The organism is Providencia sp. PROV004, assembly GCF_011045615.1.
In the GTDB taxonomy this organism is placed as follows: Bacteria; Pseudomonadota; Gammaproteobacteria; order Enterobacterales; family Enterobacteriaceae; genus Providencia; species Providencia rettgeri.
On record NZ_CP042859.1, the window covers coordinates 1,141,691 to 1,160,272 of the forward strand.

Below are 18,582 nucleotides of genomic sequence, written 5' to 3' on the forward strand. Positions count from 1 at the left end.
GATTACCTCGTTAATCCAGTTAAAGAAATTGGCGTTTTTTGATCTGTAATTAATTGAGTCAATATTTCCGCGCTGCCTGCGGCAAGAGTAAACCCTAAACTGCCATGTCCAACATTAAGCCATAAATTTTTATAGGTTGTTTTTCCTAATATCGGTGGGCCTTTTGGTGTTGAAGGGCGTAACCCACACCAGCTTTCAGCATCGTCAATTTTAGGTAGTTCAGGAAAGGTATGTTTAATAATCTTCTTAAGAGCTTGTATTCTATTTTCACGTAAACCATGCTTGTCATAACCAATATCAACCATCGCAGCAATGCGTAATTGCTCATTAAGTTTGGCATAGACAATTTTATTGCCGTAATCAGTCACGTTAATTTTCGGAACAATATGCTCAGCTTGCGGGTATTCGACACTTAAACTATATCCCTTTAACCCTAAAATAGGGACATTAATATTCAGTGGTTTTAATAACTCGCGGCTACCATTACCTGCGCAAACAATAAAATCATCAGCTTGGATAGTTCCCTGGTGAGTGGCTATTCCTGTAATGCCGTTATCTTGTGTAATGAAAGATTCAACACTGTGCTGCAAACAAAGCTTAAATTGCGGTTGCATGAGTAAATATTGCAATAGATTTTTGCAGAATAAATAGCAATCTGCACTCTCATCATCAGGAGCATATATTGCCCCGACGAGTTGAGGCTGTATATTTTTTAATGAAGGCTCTAGCTCAATAATTTCAGCGGGTGTTAATACTTTTTGAAATTGTTTATCAACCGTTTCACTGGCTTTATGAAAACTTTTTTTGTCACGATGGATAATTAATTTCCCTGATTTTTCCCAAGCAAAATCGGCAATATCACCATTGTTACGCCATTTATTCATTATTTCTTGGCTCAGGAGTGATAAACGTAAAAGATGGGTACCATTAATTTTATTGGTATTACGGTTACAAGCTAATGTAAATTGCGCTAGCCAAGACCACTGTTGTAATGAAGGCGTTATTTTTAAATTTAAGGGAGAGTCATTTTTCCCCATCCAACGTAGGCCTTGTAAAGGAACACCTGCATCAGCAAGGGGAGAAACATAGCGATAGCTGAGTTGCCCACCGTTAGCAAAACTGGTGTGCATACCGACATCTGTATCTGATTCAACTAATGTTACGGTTTGGCCTGCTTTAATTAATGCATAGGCGGTGCTTAAACCAATCACACCAGCTCCAATAACCACTACATGTTTAGTCATAATAATCCGTAACCCATAATAACCAAGATGTTATTATTTAACGGTGAATAAGCTAACTAAACAATTGAGTTTTCATCACTAGAGTATAACTTTTGGTTAACTACTTTATTTCTTTTCTCAAGTGTGGATGCCAAGGTATTAACATAATTCTGTGCAGCTTTGGTTAATGGTTTATCTGCGCGATGAAAAACGGATACGGCAAGGTGTAAACCTTCCTGTAAAGGGTAAATCATTGATTCAGGCAATGTATGTTCGGCTGAAAAAATATCGGTAATACTGCAACCTAAACCTGCCTGAACAAATTCTGCAGCCATATGATAGGTATGCACACTAATATTCGATTCTGCAAACTCATGACGTTTTTGTAATAGCTGAGATAAAGAATCAGAACCAGGGTGGATCCAACGCTCTTGGTCGATATCAGTGAGCGAAACAGGTGAGTGCAATGGTAATTTGCTATCCACATAAACTAATGGGATATCTGCAATAGGTAAAACCGTAATACCACCTTCAATTTCAAGGTTAAAGCCAATACCAATATCGAGATCTTGTTGGGTTAATAACTGCAGAATATCGGTTGTATGATGTGTACCGATCGTAAGTTTGATATTGGGGTGCTTTTTAATAAATTGAGCGGTCACTTCAGGTACTAAGTTTAGCCCTAAGCTAGGTAAGCAACCAATGGCTAATTTGCCTTGCGGATCACGTGATAAGTTTTGCGCTAAAATTCTGAGCTTATCTAAATTATGATAAACTTCCTTCGCTTCTTCAAATAGCAGGTTTGCCTCAGCTGTAGGAATTAACTTCCCTCTTATCCGTTGGAATAATACTAAGCCAAGTTGTTGTTCTGCATGTTTTAAGGCCTTGCTGGCAGCAGGTTGTGAGATATGTAAAACCTCAGCTGCGCGAGTTAGAGAACCACAGGTCATGACCGCATAAAAAATATCGAGATGCCTTAACTTCATTTTCAGAAACCTATTATTTGCTTTTACTCACAGAAACCGACTATTGGTATTAATTCGCATATTCTACCGAATTAATACCAATTAATCTGAACAACTATTCATTTTGTGCTGAAAATGGTGAAAGGAAATTAGGCGGTTTAAATTAAATAGAGATAAAAAGTGAAGGCCAGACTATATACTTGGGTTATAGCCCAGCCTTTATGGTTGTGTACTAGGTAAAATACGTGCCGATTTCGATAAAGATTTTAATTAAGATACTATTTGAAATATCGACAATAAATGCACCCACCATAGGCACCACTAAAAAGGCTTTATGGGAAGGGCTGAATGCTTTAGTGACGGTCTGCATGTTAGCGATAGCGGTTGGTGTTGCACCCATTCCAAATCCACAGTGCCCGGCACTAATAACAACGGCGTCATAATCTTTGCCCATCATTTTAAAGGTAACAAATGTTGCAAATAAAACCATAACCACCGTTTGTACTGCAATAATAATCAGAACAGGGCCTGCCATACTAGCGAGTTGACCGAATTTTAAGGACATTAGCGCCATTGCTAAGAATAATGACAAGGCTACGCTACCTAATACATCAACGGTTGGTTCAAAAACTTCATGTTTAAATATATGTGTTAAGACATTGCGAATAATAATACCGACAAATAAGCACCAAACAAAGGTTGGCAATTGCATGACGGTATCTTTAAAATATTCGCTAATATAGCCACCAACAACAATACAGATAATTAGCATTGAGATGGTTTCAATAACATTATTGGCATTAATTTTACGTTTAACACTCGGTTGTTCGAAAGCTTCAACGATGGTTTCTTTTTCGAGTTCAGTACTTTTAGGGATCGCAACTTTTTTCAATAAATGGCGAGCAACAGGGCCACCAATTAACCCACCGAGGACTAAGCCTAAAGTTGCACACGCCATAGCTAATTCAACAGCACCTGTCACACCATATTTATCAGCTAATATTGGTCCCCAAGCCCCTGCATTACCGTGGCCACCCGTAAGTGTGATTGAACCCGCAATTAAACCAATAAATGGACTTTCATTAAGCATGACAGCCATTCCCATACCAACGGTATTTTGAATAGCAATTAATATAGTCACTGCTATCGTTAATAAGACAAGTGGCTTACCACCTTTTATTAAACGCGAAAAATCTGAGCTTAATCCAATTGATGAAAAGAACGTAATCATCAAAATGCTTTGTAGTGAAGCATCAAAAGTAAATGAATACCCTGCAGTTTTATCAACAATTAATAGAATGATAGCAACAATAAAGCCGCCAACAACGGCTTCAGGGATATGGTTTTTTTGTAGAAAAGGTGTGTATTTGACAACAAACATACCAATCAACAGCGCCAAACAAGCGACTAATAAAGTGTAGCTGGCATCTAGGATCATTATTTTACCTCAAGTTAGTTTACCAGAACTTTCACTGTTGTTATTTAACATTAGCGATAAATTAAGTTACTTTGTGCAACTTTTATTTAACAATGAGTTTTGTTTGGGTATCTATAACTTTTAGTTAACCCTAGCCTGAGTATTAAATGGGTGACAACGAGGTCTTATATGCAAATTTTCTTAGCTAAAAATAGCGAGAGACAGCATGAACAGCAGGTTTCTGTTGAAAGGGATCATTTTGAAGATGGCATGTAAGGATAAAATTGTTTTTTTTGGGAACTCATGTAACTGAAGGCTTATGCTACCAAGTAATTATAAGAAGTGTGATGTACAACATAAAAGAAAATGGACAGATTAGAGTGAAAAATGAGGTAAATAATCCATTATTGGATAATGAGTGAAAATATTGTCTAGCCTATAGATAGGACAATCTTCAGAGATCAGGGGACGGCGTTGCCGTTAGCGTTAAATATACGACCTTTTATCAATAGCAAATCGTTGATGGTTACTTTTGAATATAATAAGTACAAATATAATCATTAAACGCTATTTGATAATTTTGTTTTAGGTTTATATTTGGTTTTTTTACCATCTTATTGAGACTGTCTAATTTGGATGTTATTTAATAGCTTGTTTTCATAAGTATATTGTCATTACCTTTCTTTTTGAGAGATATAAAAGAAAAATTCACCTGAATATATCGTTAATTAATTTTTTGCTATAGTACCTAATTACAATGGGTTAGATTATATTTTGATTATTTAATAATGAGATGGCATGTAAGTTTAACAGGGTGTTTCAAATCTAAATTTTTTATTTATTAGATAATTTGAAGATTATTTATGGAGTGTTTTAAATGCAAAAAACGATCCGTCAAGTCACCTATGATTTATTACGTAAATTGGGTATTACAACCATTTTTGGCAATCCAGGTTCGACAGAAGAAACATTTTTAAAAGATTTTCCGAGTGATTTTCGTTATATCCAAACATTACAGGAAGCCTCTGCTGTTGCCGCCGCAGATGGTTACGCGCAGGGAATGCGTAAAGTTGCGATGGTGAATGTGCATACTTCCGCAGGGTTAAGTAATGCCATGAGTAATATTTTGACTGCCTATATGAACCGAACACCATTAATTATTACGGCGGGAAATCAAACACGAGAAATGTTATTGATTGAGCCTTGGCTAACCAACATTGAGCCTGAAACGTTGCCAAAACCCTGGGTAAAATGGAGCTATCAACCAGTGCGTGCGGAAGACGTCCCCGCTGCTTTTATGCGAGCGTATGCAATGGCTCTGCAACCACCTGCTGGGCCAGTATTTTTATCTATCCCACTGGATGATTGGGATAAGCCCGCACTAGCACAAGAAGCTGTTGTTCGTTCTGTACCGCAGCGCATTGGTTATGATCCAGCTCGACTACAAGAGTTTGCTTCAGCACTATCGAATGCGAAGAATCCTGTACTTATTTATGGTTCCGCCATTGCAAGAGGGGAAGGTTGGGATATCGGCATTAAACTTGCTGAAAAATTAAATGCTCCAGTGTGGGCTGCGCCTGCATCTGAACGGCCGCCATTCCCAGAAACTCATCCTCTGTATGCAGGTGGGTTACCTTTTGCGACAAAACCGTTATCTGAAAAACTAGAAGGACATGATTTAGCCATTGTTATTGGAGCTCCTGTATTTAGGTATTACCCTTATGTTGCAGGCAGTTATATCCCTGAAGGACTGAAATTACTACACATTACAGATGACCCAATCGAAGTGGCTAGAGCTCCTATTGGAGATAGCTTGTTAAGTGATGCTGTACTCGCACTAGAAGGGTTAATTAACTTGGTTGCGCCTCGTACTGGGACAAAAACGGTGGAAAAACAACCTCATGGAATGGCACCGTACCCAGCTGCAGCTGAACAAAGCAGTAATAGCCCAACACTGAGTGCAACGCAATTATTTCGCACCTTGAGGGAAGTTTCACCAAAAGAAACCGTCTTGGTGGAAGAGTCCCCTTCAAACCTCGGTGAACTTCATCGTGAATGGCCAATTGAATTTCCTGATTCATTCTATACTTTTGCAAGTGGTTCATTAGGCTGGAATTTACCAGCAAGTGTGGGAATTGCATTAGCCGAAAGGGACAGCGGGCGCCATCGCCCAGTGATGGCAATTATTGGTGATGGCTCTATGCAGTATTCAATTCAAGGCTTATGGAGTGCTGCGCAGCAGAACTTACCTATTGTGTTTATCATTCCGAAAAACAATGAATATGGCATTTTAAAATCATTTGCAGTATTGGAGGAAACACCAGGGGTTCCGGGGCTTGATATTCCAAATTTAGATATCGTGGCTTTAGGAAAAGGATATGGTTGTGCTGCGGTGAGAGCCAAAACGATAGAAGACATTAAGCAAGCCTGTGAAGAGGCATTTAGGCGTAATGGACCAACAGTGATTGAAGTGCCTATTTTACCGTCAATTCCTCCACTGATTTAACTATGTATCGTTGATTAAATGGCTCCTAATTAGGGGCTATTTACTTCAAAGTGTGAGGCCGCTATTTGGGTAGCTGAATTAATGCCAGTGGAACTGACTTCGATCCTAGTGGTAGCAAAAAACGCCTATTTAACAGGGGATTCTGTTGATTGGGAAAATCAGTTGATGAGTGTCACGCAATGCGCGAATTATTTAGCTGAGCGTATTCGTATTTATTCTTAGGTAGCTTAAATCAATGTGTCTTTTGATGCTTTCTTAATACCAATCAAATGACGTTTGCTTGATGTTTAATGAATCAAAAAGCAAATGGCTTATACTGCATTATTGTTTTATTAATAATGAAATAAAAATGACTAAAAAATCGATAAACCCGGCTTCTATCTTTAATTCTTTGCAGTATGGCTTTAGCCAAGCTATAGAAATAACGGGAACCCGACAATTATTTTTATCGGGTCAGGTTGGAGTAAATGCCGCGGAAGAAACTGTTGCTGGGGGTATTTACGAACAAACCGTACAATCATTAATCAATATTGAATATGTATTGCATGAGGCAGGTGGTGATTTATCTCAGGTGGCTATGCTACGTATTTATATCAAAGAGGGCTTTAATAGCCATGAGGAACAAGCGGATATTGCGAAAGCATTAAAAGAAAAGTTTCCAAACAATCCTCCTGCTTCATCTTGGGTTATTGTTTCTGGGCTTTCCTTGCCGGAATGGTTAATAGAAATAGAAGCTCATGCAGTTTTAAACTAAATTAATTAGAATAGAAAAGCCGACAGTGGAAAAATCGGCTTTTCTGGCACTAATGGTTTAGTGTTTCACTAGTGTTGAGAAATAATAAACAAGAGGTACCGCAAGTATCCACAAGCTAATTGGAATTTCTCTCCACTTGCCAGCAACGGCTTTAATTAAGATATAGAATAACAACCCACCGGCGATACCCGTACCAAAGCTATTAGCGATTAGCGTAATCATCACCATCATTAATACGGGTAAGCCATCGGTAAAATTGCCTAAGTCTACTTTTCGTAAACCACTGAACATATTTAGTCCAATTAAAATCAGAGCAGGAGCCGTGGCTTGTGCTGGGATCATTAATGCGATTGGTGTAAATAGCAGCATTAATAAAAACATAAAGGCTGCAGCAAGAGCTGTCATACCTGTTTTACCTCCAGCCTCTGCCGCCGCTGAGGACTCAATAAGTGCGGTTGCGGCTGGAATACCGACCCATGGGCCTAGTGCTGCAGCAATTGAGTCAACGAGAAAGGGACGGTTAATATTGGGCATATTACCTTCTTTATCTAATAAACCAGCTTCTCCGCCAACCGCTAATGTTGTCCCCATGGTTGAGAAAAATTCAGCAGCAAAAAAGACAAATAAGAAAGGAAGAAACGCGATATTTAATGCGCCAATTAAGTCTACATGCCCTAATACAGGAGCCACAGAATGTGGAATACCAATAAAGCTTTCAGGTAATTTTGTGACACCAAAAGGAATACCTAAGAGGGTTGCAAATAAAATAGCCCATAAAATTCCGCCCGGTATTTTGCGAGCTTGTAGTGCAATTGCAACGAAAAAGCCAGCAAGTGCAACTAATGCTCCGGGGGAAAGAAAATCACCAAGCATTAATGCATTTGTTTTTGGGTTAGCGAGTACTAATCCTGCATTTCGAAAGCCTAATACGGCAACGAAAAGACCAATTGATGCAGTTAATCCGAGTTTAATTGATTGTGGGACAGAGCGCGTAACAACTTCACGCAAACCAAATTTAGTTAATAGGAAAAATAAGATCCCTGACCAACAAGCAATGCCGAGCCCTATTTGCCAGTCAATACCTTCACTGCCTGCAAGTGTAATACCGACAAGGACTGAGCCTCCAATACCAGGGCCAACAATAAAAGGTAAGTTTGCATAGAATGCCATTAATAAACTGGCAATGGCGAAGACAATAATTGTTCCGGTGGTTGCGGCTCCTTTATCCATCCCTCCAACGGCAAGTAAACCGGGGATCACCACGAGCAAGTAAGCTGCGGCTAAAAAACCGGTCACCCCAGCTAAACACTCTGTTTTTACTGAACTGCCGCGCTCACGTAAAGCAAAGCGCCTTTCTAGCCAACTCCCTGATGTTGGCGTATTTATTGAATTGTCAGCCATTAATTGGCTCTCCTATCATTATTATTAATTTTCTATGCGTGCTTAGCAGTATGGATGACAGCGTCAACGATTTGACGTGTTGTTCCATCCGTTAATCCTAAATCGGTTAAATGTGGGCCTGCATTGCAAGCAAGACAGGTTCCTTCAATAGCCTTAAAGACTCTATAAGGTGGCTCCCAATCAGCGATTTCACTGCTTAATTCACGCAATTGGCGAAATTGAGCAGCCAGCTCAGTTGCGGGTAAATCAGATAGCATACCGGCAATTGGCATAGCGACATGAGCTAAAACCTGACCATTTTGTACTAACGCCATACCTCCGCCACTCTCGATTAATAAATTAGCGGCGATGGCCATATCATCAGGGTCACGACCAAGGACAACGAGGTTATGTGAATCGTGTGAATAGCTAGTCGCAATGGCTCCGCGTAATTCCCCCCAACCCTCAAGTAAGGCTATCTGAGGTAAAGCATCGTGGCGGCCGTGACGGTGTTGAACTCGAATAAGGCTGAAATTATTCGGCACTTGTACCACGCTATTTTTGATTTGTACGTCAATTTCGCCCCATTGGGTAAAACGTGCCCCACGAATATGACGTAAACGCGCACTACCATTATTGATTCCATCAATTTTTAACGTGCAATCATTTGGGGTGATTGGCGAGAGTTGCATGGTGTCTCGCGGTGGTAAAATATCATTATGTGCACTTAATGCATTGATAAGTTGGTTATTTTCTGCAATTTTTTGGCCTGATACATACACGGCTTGTGCTTTCAACGTTTCCAATGAATCGAAGATGACTAAATTTGCTTTTCTCCCTGCAGCAATTAGGCCAAGGTCATGGCGTTGCAAGCGTATTGCAGCATTAAATGTAGCAAAGCGTAGTACGTCCGTTGCTGGCATTCCATGCTCAATTAACAGGTTTAATAACGCAATAATGCCACCTTTTTCAATTAATATGTCGGGAGGCACGTCATCCGTGCATACTGTGATTTGTGATGACAAATGCGGTAAGGATTTTAATGTGGCAACAATATCAGGAAGGAGGTAAGGATGTGAGCCACGAATTTGTAATGTAAGGCCCGCACGTAGCTTTTCAAGGGCATCTTCAGCCGAGGTTAACTCGTGATCAGAGGTGACGCCGGCAGCCAGATATGCTTGGAGATCAGCTCCTTTTAAACCTCTTGCATGGCCTTCTATAAGCTTGCCTGATGTAATTCCTGCATTTAGAATTTCTTCCATTCTGTCACTGCCATGGAGCACACCAAACATATCCATGACCTCGGCCACGCCACGAACTTCCGGCCAACTCAGCATGGTTGACATTTCATTCCCAGCAAAGTCTGCTCCAGACATTTCTAAGCCAGGTGTTGATGGCACTGACGAAGGGGCTGCAACCATGACATCTAGCGGTAAATTTCGGCTAGAATCAATAGCATAACGTACACCTTCTAGGCCTAATACATTGGCAAGCTCATGGGGATCCCAAAATACAGCCGTTGTTCCTTGAGCTAGAACTATTTCGGCATAACGTACAGGGGGTAAGTGTGAGCTTTCTAAATGGACATGAGTGTCTATTAAGCCAGGTGAAATGAAATAGCCTGATAAATCATGGGTTTCATTTGCGTCCGTACGGGTTCCAGTAGGATGAACGCTAGCAATTAGGTTGCCGGTGATCCCGATATCTGCAAGGCGAACTTCACCGGTTACCATATCAACAATATTGGCATTAGCGAGTAAAAGGTCAAAAGGCTTTTCGCCTTTAGCAGATTGAATGACGTGACGCCTATTTTGTTCTGTTATGCACATAAAGATACCATTCCTACAATTTATGATTGTTACTTTATGAGCAACGCAAACGTTTGCCAAGATGATAAAATTTATCATGTGATAAGAAATGGTTATAATGAATCGAGATATTGGCTAATCCAATAAAAGTAAAAGAACATTATTATGATAGAACCTTGGCAGAGGCTGCCTGCACTCACGCTCAAACAGCTACAGTATTTTGTGACGTTAGCGAAACTTCGTCATTTTACCGAGACCGCTAATCGTTTAGCGGTAAGTCAACCTGCTTTGAGTAGTGCTTTGCGGCAAATAGAGACGGTTATCGGAGGAAAGCTAATTAATCGCACAGCTTCATCCGTAACATTAACGGAGCTAGGTGCTGCAATTTTGCCACATGCACAGCAAATACTGAGTGTTTCTCATCGCGCATTTAGTGAAATTCAAAAAATAATCGCGGAAGGAGGGGATGGAACATTACGTATTGGCTTAGTTCCTTCCGTAAGTTCTCTGTTATTTCCTGCTGTGCCTGAACTATTAAATCAATATTTTCCGAGGCTTAATATTGAGTTTTATGACCAAACGAATGACGCTTTGATTAATAAACTTATCAATCATGAAATTGATTTCGGTATTGGGGTGTTAGATAGTTCAGTACCTCAGAATTTAGCTATTTTTCCACTACAAGATGACCCTTTTGTGGCTGTTATCCATAATGATGACGCAGTAGCGGATAATAGATTTCATATGCCATGGAAGCTACTCAATAACCGTGATGTGGCTGTATTTTCGAAGGGTAATATTCAACGCTTGGTCGCTGCGACAGTGGAAAGTCACCGTTTAAAATTAAAGATTCGCTATCAAGTGGATTACATTGAAACGCTATATGGCTTAGTTCGCTCAAAACTCGCGATTGCGATTTTACCACAGCTTTATACTGTACATTTACGTGATCCAGAATTGAAAGTTTTACAATTACAACAACCCGAGTTAACTCGTACAGTAGCCTTAATTCGCAATAGCCAACAAACGACGCCGTTAATGGATGAGGTTTTTCAGGTATTGTTAAAAGTATTGCGTGATAATAACGCATAAGTTATATCCATTAAATTGGTAACTACCGCATTTATCGTAAAGTTATTTTATTCGAATAACTGAATAATGGTTTCTAATATCGAAAATAATATTTTAAAGAGCGTCATACAATAGCTCTAATTTTTAGTTAATAAGTCAGGGTTAATGATTTTTGGAATAACATTATGAATACTATACTAAAATATAGCTGTTTTATAACTGTAACTATATTACTTTCCGCTTGTGACGATATGGAACTTTTAAGTGGTAAGGGTAAGTTTTATTATAGTAATCCAAGTACAAACACGATTACGTTTAAGCTAGATGGCAAAGGTTATGATGTTTTACCGGATGATAAAGGCGTTGTTTTACTTTCTAGTGGACCACACCAATTAGTTAGTGGTGAAGGTGACGTGACGGATTTCTTTGTTTTTGAAAATAACTCTGGCGGGATTATTAACCCAAATCATTTTGTTTACTACACCTTGTCTGAAGTTTATGCTGTTGATGGTAAAGAAGATAGGTTTAAACCTGCTAGCTATCCCATTACAATTAATGGGCACGAGCTTGAGCTACCGGCCCGCAGTTCTAACGCAACGCTTATTGATGCAAATATATTTAGGTGTAGCTACCCAGTAGGAGAAAGCTTTCCTGATTCAATCACACTCTATGATGATAAGTTAGATGGAAATATTAAATCTAAATGCTTTGATAAACATGAATTAATTGCCTATTTAGATAATGAATATGGGCAAAAATTATTACCGGATCCTGCTAATCATGAAGCTGCAGATTCTATCAATATGGCATTTATATATGAAGTTCCAACTGTTACTTTTGATAATACGGATGTACAGATAAAAGCCGAAAAATTAATTCAGTTAGCTACACGATTAAAAAATACTGATGATGTTGATATTCATAAAGAATTAAACCAAGAATTTCACCATGCTATTACTGAGTTAGTACATGAGCAGGCTCGAAGCGCTTCATCAAACTCTGTTACAGAAAATATAAAGTATAATAATTTTATTCAAGAAATTAATGTAGTAAGAGAACATGGTATTTGGTTAAAACAGTAATGGTTTAAGGGGATATACTATTTATATACTTACTTAGGAAGATTATTTTCAAGTAATAATTTTTGGAATTAATTAAGAAAATGCTTATTAAGTATACAGAGTAATCTTATTTTAAATAACTAATGAAAAAGCCAGATTGGTATGGTTATATTAACCACACCAAGGAACTCGGCGATGAATTTATCCATACAATCCGTTTTCACCGTCATATCAGCTGCATTTTTGTTTTTATTTTCCTCTATTGCTAGTAGTACTACTATTATTAATACTAAAAAAGATCCCGATATTTTAGATTTAGTGTTTATTCTAGATAAAAGTGGTTCAATGTCAGGATTCGAAACCGATACAATCGGTGGATATAATAGTGTATTAACTGAAAATAAGGGAAAAAAAGCAAAAACCTACATTACAACTATTTTATTTAATGACAAAACAAGTTTACTTCATAATAGAGAACCCATTGAAAAGGTTTCTAATCTAACACTTGATGATTATCCCGTTGGTGGCTATACCGCATTATTAGATGCGATAGGAGACGGCATTGAAAAAATGCAAGAAAATAGAAAGGTTACAAAAAATAATAATGTTCTTTTTGTGATAATTACAGATGGACAAGAAAATAGTAGCCGTAAATATTCTCAAGCAAAAATTAAAGCCATGATTAAGTCCGCAGAAACAGAAGATAAATGGGATTTTATTTTCTTGGGAGCGAATATTGATGCCATTTCTGAAGCAGAAAATATTGGAATTAAAAGTTCAAATGCCACTGGTTATGTCCAAGATGGGACTGGATACGACAAGGCTTACCGTGCGGTAAATAAAGCGGTGGAAGCTAAACAAAAGTCTGCGCCAATATCAGAGGATTGGAAACAAGAAGTTGAAGCGGATGTGAAGGAACGAAAAAAATAATAATATGTTCAAATCTACGCAGTATTTTATTATTTAAAATGCCTAATAGTTGATGATAGAGTTGCCAGTAAAGCCCCTATAGCAAGGGTAATAGGGGCTTTTATTTTATTATTATCATTATTTAGTTTGTTTTAAGGCTGTAAACATTTTTTCAGCAAGTATGTTTTGTGCCGACTCGATTCCTGGTAATACAAAGTAGTACCCACCACCAAAGGGCTTGATATAGCGTTCAAGCGGTTCACCATTAAGGCGCTTTTGAGTGTCGATAAAGCCTGTTTTTAAATTTTTCTGAAAAGAGACGAAAATTAAACCCATATCGAGAGCCCCTGTTTCGGTTAACCCGAGTGAATAGCTGTAGCTTCTTCGCCTTAGTTTTGCGGTATAACGTTCAGGATTACGGGGTTCTGCACGGCGCATATGGGAATCAAATAAAATACGGTCACCATGAGGGTCTTGGCCAAACTCAGGATCATCGTGCTCCTTTTTCATGCCGATAGGGGCTCCTGAATCTTTATGCCGACCAAAATCATTTTCTTGATCTTCTAATGGCGTTCTATCCCAAAATTCTAAATTAAAGCGAATGAGACGTACTGCTTGGTATGTCCCTCCGTCACACCAAGATGGTTCTTGACTGCCTTTTGTTATCCAAATTAATTCGTTCATCAATAAATTGTCATCAGCGGGTGCATTTCCCGTTCCATCCTTAAAACCAAAAAGATTGATAGGAGTGGAATGGTTATCAATATCTCGTGCAGGTAAGAAGCCGTCGATTTTCCAGAGAGGAAAGCTGTATGGAGAAATATGACGCAAAATATCACGTAATGCATAGATAACGCTTTCTTGGCTATTCGCGCATATTTGTAGAAGAAGATCGCCACCACACCATTTCTGCTCTAACCTATCGTTGGGGAAACTGGTCATTTCACTAAGATATTTAGGCTTGATTTTATTTAATCCGAACCGGTTATCAAACAGAGAGTTACCTAAAGCAACGGTGATGGTTAGTGAGTCGGGTTGCTGTTGCGTTCCCAGAATACCGGATTCAGCGGGAGGCATTTTATCATTATTGATTGAAGGTGCTTTTTGGGATTGGGTTAAATCAGCAATGCGCTGGGTCAGTAGAGTAAAAACAGTCTGTAATTCTTCGATGGAATTTGCCGTCATATTAAATGCGATAAAGGAGGCATTTTTGGGTTCAGGCGTCAAAACACCGGCTTGGTGTGGCCCAAGATAATTGATTGCTTTGTCATAAGTGAGTTGGCAATCGGCGATTTTATCTTGTGCTTTTAATGCTGGGGCGGCTAAAACTGCACTACTAATTGCGAGCATTTTTAGGGCATTACGCCGGGACATTCCGTTGGTTTGCAATATATTTCTCAGTTTAGCTTGCATAAATGTATGCCTTAATATTTATAGTAAACATCGACATCGAGCTCAGCACGTAATTTTGCTAAAGTTTCGGCTTGCTGAGTGAGTAATGAATAAAGCGCCATTTTGTCTTTGAGTTGTAATTGGCTATAAGGTTGATATGTCGTATTTGATAGTTGATATGACTGCATTATTTGGTTAATCAGTTGGTCATTTTTTTGTATTTTTTCAAGGGTCTCTGGCTTGATAAAAGGCTTAATAATTTCAATTATCTTTTGTGACCCTTTTAAATTAGCAGCAATATCAGTTAAATCAGACAAACTGTAGATATTTTCTTTACCGCCCAATTTTGTTTCTAAGATCATTTCAATAAAATCAGCTGAGGCTTGCACGAGCTTAGGAATTTCAATGGTTTCAGTTGCTACCCGTTTATACAAATCACGCCCTTTAAGTAATAATTCTTGGTTTGCCGTTGAGGCAAGTTCAGTATTTTTTTGCATAAATAATTGGTATTCAACAAGATGAAACCCCGTAAAGCGGTAATCAGTTTCTTTATCAAGGAAGTAATCGGCTCTTGGATTAATTGTTCTATCCGTATTACCAAATAAAATAATAATCGGGCGTACTGTTTCATAATGTTGGTGAGCCTGAATATACGCGGCTTGGGCTTGTTCTAGCTTTCCTTGTTGTAAACTCTGTTGTAACAATTCCAATTGCGTCACCATTTCTGCCAATTCAGCAGTGGCAAAGGCTAAATAGGTTTGGATAGCATGTTGATATTTTTCAGGAGTAGGAATATCCCCTTTAGCGATAATGATGTTATCCCCTGTTTGTACAGGGGATCTCAGTGCTTTACCTTGAACCAAGTTAGGTAGTGCCATACTGAGTATTAAGCTAATCGAGACCCATTTGATGTTATGCCTCAGTGAGCTAGACATTTTTTTTGCTCCGAGTAAACAATGGGATCACAATAGCCCAATAAAGGATAAAGGTAATGACACTGAGCCAAATAGGCTGTGAACGATAGGCAAAGAAAGATGAGATAAAATTACCAGCAATACCCGAATCGTCAAGAAATGCAGTTGTATCCCAAGCGGGATAAATTAAAAAATCAGGGATGGAAAAATCATATTCAATCAGTAAGTTAGCGCTTTCTTCTACCCCTTTAAGTAGGAGAGATAACGCGAGGAATAATAGAATAACGCCGGTAACCTTAAAGAAGATAGACCATGAAACTAAACGATTTGTTAATAAGAATGCATAGAGTGTAAGGCCTGCAATTGCAATTCCACCACCGACTTCAATAAAGAAAGCCGATGCATTAGACGCGGTTAACGACATAATAAAGCTAGATAAAAAGACGACGATTTCGCTTCCTTCACGGGCAATGGCAATGGCAATAATCAATGCGGCGCCCCACCAGTTATGGTGAGCCGCATTACGGCTTATTCCTGATTCAATTTCTGATTTCATTGAGCTGCCATGCTTGTTCATCCAATACACCATTTGGACAATCAGGATACAAGCGAGTAGCTCCATAAAAATCATAAACAGTGATTGCCCTGTATCATCAAGGACATTAAATACGCCATAGATGAGAAGTGCGAGTAAGATGGAGGTAATAACCCCAATAGCGACTCCGGCCCAAAGGTATTTCATACCATTATGTGCGTCAGGGTGGCGTTTAATCCACGCATAAATAATACCAATGACAAGCAACGCTTCAAAACTTTCACGCCACACAACAAACAGAACTTGTCCCATGCTAAATCCTTTTATTTCGCAATGATCTCGCCTTTGGGGTGAGAAAGGTGGAAGTCATCAAAAAAAGTATATGTGCCAGGTTTCAATGGTGCGATAACAACAACAGAGCTTGCTCCGGGGGCTAAAACTTTTTCTTTTCTTAATTGAATACTTTCAAATTCTGCGGGCTCAGTGCCTGTATTGGTAATTTTTAATGCGGATAATTGTTTTTGCAGGGACTTCAAGAACTCGCGGGATAAGATCACCATTTTTCATTTCTAATTCGACAGTATATTTTTCTGCAGCAAATGAAGATAGGGGAATTATTGTACAAGTGATAACCAGTAAAAAGCTCAGTAATGTTTTCATTTTGGCTTGGTTTATCCTTTTATAACGACAAACAAAAAAGGGCTTACGCAAGAAAATTCCCTTGGTTAAGCCCTTAACTAATTTAGGTTAAAAAATTAGTAACTACCTTTACGGCCAACACCTGCGTAGTCAAAATCCCAAGAGACTTCGAAAGGCTGGAACCAAGGGGCCACACCCGTTTCTTTATCAATATGACGGCCAAAGGCAACATCTTTATTGTGTGATGGCGGATAGATTTTATAGGTGACACGGTATTTACCATTGCCATCTAATTTGATGTTTTCCCCATAATGAGGGCCATCACTTGCCACCATAGGCATAAATGTGCCTGTTTGAGTTTGTGGTTTATCACCAAGTTTAGTGACTGAATATTCAATGGTTAGGTAAGGGATCCAATCGCCTTCTGCAAAGCCATTTGGGTTATCTTCAACAGCGTGGATATCTGCTTCTAAGTGGACATCTGCTTTATCTGCAGCTAAGTGAGACATTGCATGATGGCCTTCTTCGGTATCCATTGTAATTGGTTGTAGGTAAACACCTTGGATTTCCATTCCGTTTTTGATCACAGGGTGACCGAGAGGGTACTCTTGAGCTAATGCTGAGATTGAAAACAACGCGAGACCTGAAACAGCAGCTTTATAGGCGAGTTTCATTATTTTCGTCCTTACCATAAGTGATATAGAGCTGTAATGATAATCATTACTATTACTAAAAAACAAGTGGTAATTTACGATAAGTAAATTACTCGTCGCTAAAAATGTTTGTTTTTATATAAAAATCTAAGTGTTAGAAAAAGTTATTATTCTTTGAAAAATAACTTGCTAATAGTGTGTTCTATTAGGCAGTTTATTATTGTCTACATGATATATTTTGAAGGTGTGAATTTTACTGCGAAAGAACACTTCATTCATTTTGTTGAAAATAAAGGTATAGCCATGCAACGACGTTATCTTGACTGCTCTGCTTCAGAAATTGTAAAACTCAATAAAAAGAATCTATTAGAATCAATTAAAGCAAGTGAAGGGCGAATTTTGGTTTCTGAAACCATAGGCACAATTCAACCCGTATTAATGACAGTGACGAATGCTGAATTAGCCGCAAGCCAAGGTGCAGACATTTTATTATTGAATGTTTTTGATGTTAATCAACCGATTATGCAAGGCCTACCCGAAGGGGTTGAACCTGAGGAAATCATTCGCACACTTAAGCATTTAACGGGACGAGCAATCGGTGTTAATTTAGAGCCTGTACCTGAGGGCTTTAATAATCCGACACAAGATGCGCAATGGAAAATGTCAGAAGGGCGATTAGCAACAGTAAAAAATGCTCTTAAATTAAAAGAAATGGGTGCGGATATTATTGTTCTAACGGGGAACCCTGGCAATGGAGTAACTAATCAGGAAATTAACCAGAGCCTTAAAGAGCTTAAAGCTGTTGTGGGTGAAGATATTGTGCTTATTACGGGAAAAATGCACGCTGCTGGTGTTTTAAATGCTTCCGCAGAGCAACTCATCACAGATGATGATATTCGTACCTTTATTAACAATGGTGCGGATATTATTTTGCTCCCAGCTCCGGGAACGGTACCTGGGATTTCATTAGAATTTGTGCAAAACATGGTAGGTTATTGCCATTCCCAAGGCGTGATGACAATGACGGCGATTGGCACTTCTCAAGAAGGTGCAGATTTACAAACTATTCGGCAAATTGCATTAATGTGCAAAATGGCCGGGACAGATTTACACCATATTGGTGATTCGGGTTATAACGGAATCGCATTACCTGAGAATATTTTAAATTATAGTATTGTGATCCGTGGTGTTCGTCACACCTATTCACGTATTGCTCGTTCGGTTAATCGCTAGTTGACATTTTTAGGTGATTTTTACAAAAATGGTTTGTAGAAATCACCTATTTAACATAAGTTTTTTCTATTATCCTCGCGTTAATTACAGATTATTTTCGATAAAAATTTATACAATTCCCT

The 18,582-nt window shown here is 38.7% G+C and carries 16 protein-coding genes and 1 pseudogene; 7 read left to right on the top strand and 10 right to left on the bottom strand.

Annotation, left to right across the window (positions count from 1 at the left end; all coding sequences use genetic code 11):
- Positions 1 to 2: 2 nt before the first annotated feature.
- From FVA69_RS05035 to gltS, 3 genes are all read right to left on the bottom strand, one after another.
- Positions 3 to 1,244 carry a D-amino acid dehydrogenase gene (locus tag FVA69_RS05035; protein ID WP_164528491.1) on the bottom strand — a complete coding sequence of 414 codons (1,242 nt, stop codon included), beginning with the start codon at positions 1,242 to 1,244 and terminating at the stop codon, positions 3 to 5.
- A 56-nt stretch (positions 1,245 to 1,300) separates the two neighbouring features.
- Positions 1,301 to 2,209 (bottom strand): LysR family transcriptional regulator, encoded by a 909-nt coding sequence (locus FVA69_RS05040; RefSeq protein WP_004913826.1) that lies wholly within the window; start codon positions 2,207 to 2,209, stop codon positions 1,301 to 1,303.
- Positions 2,210 to 2,420: 211 nt separating this feature from the next.
- Positions 2,421 to 3,626 (bottom strand): sodium/glutamate symporter, encoded by a 1,206-nt coding sequence (gene gltS, locus FVA69_RS05045; protein WP_004913824.1) that lies wholly within the window; start codon positions 3,624 to 3,626, stop codon positions 2,421 to 2,423.
- A gap of 856 nt (positions 3,627 to 4,482) precedes the next feature.
- On the opposite strand from gltS, the gene mdlC reads away from it, so the two are divergent.
- The 3 genes from mdlC (at position 4,483) to FVA69_RS05060 (ending at position 6,865) form a co-directional block, all read left to right on the top strand.
- Complete coding sequence (gene mdlC, locus FVA69_RS05050; protein ID WP_164528492.1) at positions 4,483 to 6,111, top strand: benzoylformate decarboxylase; 1,629 nt, start codon at positions 4,483 to 4,485, stop codon at positions 6,109 to 6,111.
- An 81-nt stretch (positions 6,112 to 6,192) separates the two neighbouring features.
- Entirely contained in the window at positions 6,193 to 6,333 is a 141-nt protein-coding gene (locus tag FVA69_RS05055; RefSeq protein WP_080641521.1) for a hypothetical protein, read from the top strand.
- Positions 6,334 to 6,394: 61 nt separating this feature from the next.
- The gene (locus FVA69_RS05060) at positions 6,395 to 6,865 is read left to right on the top strand and encodes a RidA family protein (RefSeq protein WP_226537885.1); all 471 of its coding nucleotides are present in this window, start codon (positions 6,395 to 6,397) and stop codon (positions 6,863 to 6,865) included.
- 57 nt (positions 6,866 to 6,922) lie between these two features.
- Here the strand turns inward: FVA69_RS05060 and FVA69_RS05065 are convergent, their stop codons facing one another.
- The gene (locus FVA69_RS05065; RefSeq protein WP_164528493.1) at positions 6,923 to 8,266 is read right to left on the bottom strand and encodes an NCS2 family permease; all 1,344 of its coding nucleotides are present in this window, start codon (positions 8,264 to 8,266) and stop codon (positions 6,923 to 6,925) included.
- A gap of 32 nt (positions 8,267 to 8,298) precedes the next feature.
- Entirely contained in the window at positions 8,299 to 10,074 is a 1,776-nt protein-coding gene (locus FVA69_RS05070) for an adenine deaminase (RefSeq protein ID WP_110732220.1), read from the bottom strand.
- Between the two features lie 144 nt (positions 10,075 to 10,218).
- Between FVA69_RS05070 and FVA69_RS05075 the strand changes: the two genes are divergently transcribed.
- From FVA69_RS05075 to FVA69_RS05085, 3 genes are all read left to right on the top strand, one after another.
- Positions 10,219 to 11,145 (top strand): LysR family transcriptional regulator, encoded by a 927-nt coding sequence (locus FVA69_RS05075; protein ID WP_109912026.1) that lies wholly within the window; start codon positions 10,219 to 10,221, stop codon positions 11,143 to 11,145.
- A gap of 164 nt (positions 11,146 to 11,309) precedes the next feature.
- Complete coding sequence (locus tag FVA69_RS05080) at positions 11,310 to 12,206, top strand: hypothetical protein (protein WP_109912027.1); 897 nt, start codon at positions 11,310 to 11,312, stop codon at positions 12,204 to 12,206.
- A 174-nt stretch (positions 12,207 to 12,380) separates the two neighbouring features.
- Positions 12,381 to 13,115: a vWA domain-containing protein gene (locus tag FVA69_RS05085; RefSeq protein ID WP_117162682.1), complete on the top strand. Its 735-nt coding sequence runs from the start codon at positions 12,381 to 12,383 to the stop codon at positions 13,113 to 13,115.
- 117 nt (positions 13,116 to 13,232) lie between these two features.
- Here the strand turns inward: FVA69_RS05085 and efeB are convergent, their stop codons facing one another.
- The 5 genes and pseudogenes from efeB to FVA69_RS05110 form a co-directional block, all read right to left on the bottom strand.
- On the bottom strand, positions 13,233 to 14,507 hold the full coding sequence (efeB, locus tag FVA69_RS05090) for an iron uptake transporter deferrochelatase/peroxidase subunit (protein WP_164528494.1): 1,275 nt from the start codon (positions 14,505 to 14,507) through the stop codon (positions 13,233 to 13,235).
- 11 nt (positions 14,508 to 14,518) lie between these two features.
- The gene (locus FVA69_RS05095; RefSeq protein ID WP_109912030.1) at positions 14,519 to 15,421 is read right to left on the bottom strand and encodes an EfeM/EfeO family lipoprotein; all 903 of its coding nucleotides are present in this window, start codon (positions 15,419 to 15,421) and stop codon (positions 14,519 to 14,521) included.
- Complete coding sequence (locus tag FVA69_RS05100) at positions 15,414 to 16,247, bottom strand: FTR1 family iron permease (RefSeq protein ID WP_004913791.1); 834 nt, start codon at positions 16,245 to 16,247, stop codon at positions 15,414 to 15,416. Before FVA69_RS05100 ends, FVA69_RS05095 begins: the two co-directional genes overlap by 8 nt.
- 11 nt (positions 16,248 to 16,258) lie before the next feature.
- Positions 16,259 to 16,595, bottom strand: a pseudogene (locus FVA69_RS05105) (cupredoxin domain-containing protein).
- Between the two features lie 95 nt (positions 16,596 to 16,690).
- Positions 16,691 to 17,248 carry an iron transporter gene (locus FVA69_RS05110; RefSeq protein WP_004913787.1) on the bottom strand — a complete coding sequence of 186 codons (558 nt, stop codon included), beginning with the start codon at positions 17,246 to 17,248 and terminating at the stop codon, positions 16,691 to 16,693.
- Positions 17,249 to 17,530: 282 nt separating this feature from the next.
- Here FVA69_RS05110 and FVA69_RS05115 point away from each other — a divergent pair, with 282 nt between their 5' ends.
- Entirely contained in the window at positions 17,531 to 18,460 is a 930-nt protein-coding gene (locus tag FVA69_RS05115; protein ID WP_164528495.1) for a haloacid dehalogenase-like hydrolase, read from the top strand.
- Positions 18,461 to 18,582 lie beyond the last annotated feature (122 nt).

Coding starts and splice junctions, on each gene's coding strand:
- FVA69_RS05035 (WP_164528491.1), bottom strand. CDS start 1,244: ATGACTAAACATGTAGTGGTTATTGGAGCTGGTGTGATTGGTTTAAGC.
- FVA69_RS05040 (WP_004913826.1), bottom strand. CDS start 2,209: ATGAAGTTAAGGCATCTCGATATTTTTTATGCGGTCATGACCTGTGGT.
- gltS (WP_004913824.1), bottom strand. CDS start 3,626: ATGATCCTAGATGCCAGCTACACTTTATTAGTCGCTTGTTTGGCGCTG.
- mdlC (WP_164528492.1), top strand. CDS start 4,483: ATGCAAAAAACGATCCGTCAAGTCACCTATGATTTATTACGTAAATTG.
- FVA69_RS05055 (WP_080641521.1), top strand. CDS start 6,193: ATGCCAGTGGAACTGACTTCGATCCTAGTGGTAGCAAAAAACGCCTAT.
- FVA69_RS05060 (WP_226537885.1), top strand. CDS start 6,395: ATGTTTAATGAATCAAAAAGCAAATGGCTTATACTGCATTATTGTTTT.
- FVA69_RS05065 (WP_164528493.1), bottom strand. CDS start 8,266: ATGGCTGACAATTCAATAAATACGCCAACATCAGGGAGTTGGCTAGAA.
- FVA69_RS05070 (WP_110732220.1), bottom strand. CDS start 10,074: ATGTGCATAACAGAACAAAATAGGCGTCACGTCATTCAATCTGCTAAA.
- FVA69_RS05075 (WP_109912026.1), top strand. CDS start 10,219: ATGATAGAACCTTGGCAGAGGCTGCCTGCACTCACGCTCAAACAGCTA.
- FVA69_RS05080 (WP_109912027.1), top strand. CDS start 11,310: ATGAATACTATACTAAAATATAGCTGTTTTATAACTGTAACTATATTA.
- FVA69_RS05085 (WP_117162682.1), top strand. CDS start 12,381: ATGAATTTATCCATACAATCCGTTTTCACCGTCATATCAGCTGCATTT.
- efeB (WP_164528494.1), bottom strand. CDS start 14,507: ATGCAAGCTAAACTGAGAAATATATTGCAAACCAACGGAATGTCCCGG.
- FVA69_RS05095 (WP_109912030.1), bottom strand. CDS start 15,421: ATGTCTAGCTCACTGAGGCATAACATCAAATGGGTCTCGATTAGCTTA.
- FVA69_RS05100 (WP_004913791.1), bottom strand. CDS start 16,247: ATGGGACAAGTTCTGTTTGTTGTGTGGCGTGAAAGTTTTGAAGCGTTG.
- FVA69_RS05110 (WP_004913787.1), bottom strand. CDS start 17,248: ATGAAACTCGCCTATAAAGCTGCTGTTTCAGGTCTCGCGTTGTTTTCA.
- FVA69_RS05115 (WP_164528495.1), top strand. CDS start 17,531: ATGCAACGACGTTATCTTGACTGCTCTGCTTCAGAAATTGTAAAACTC.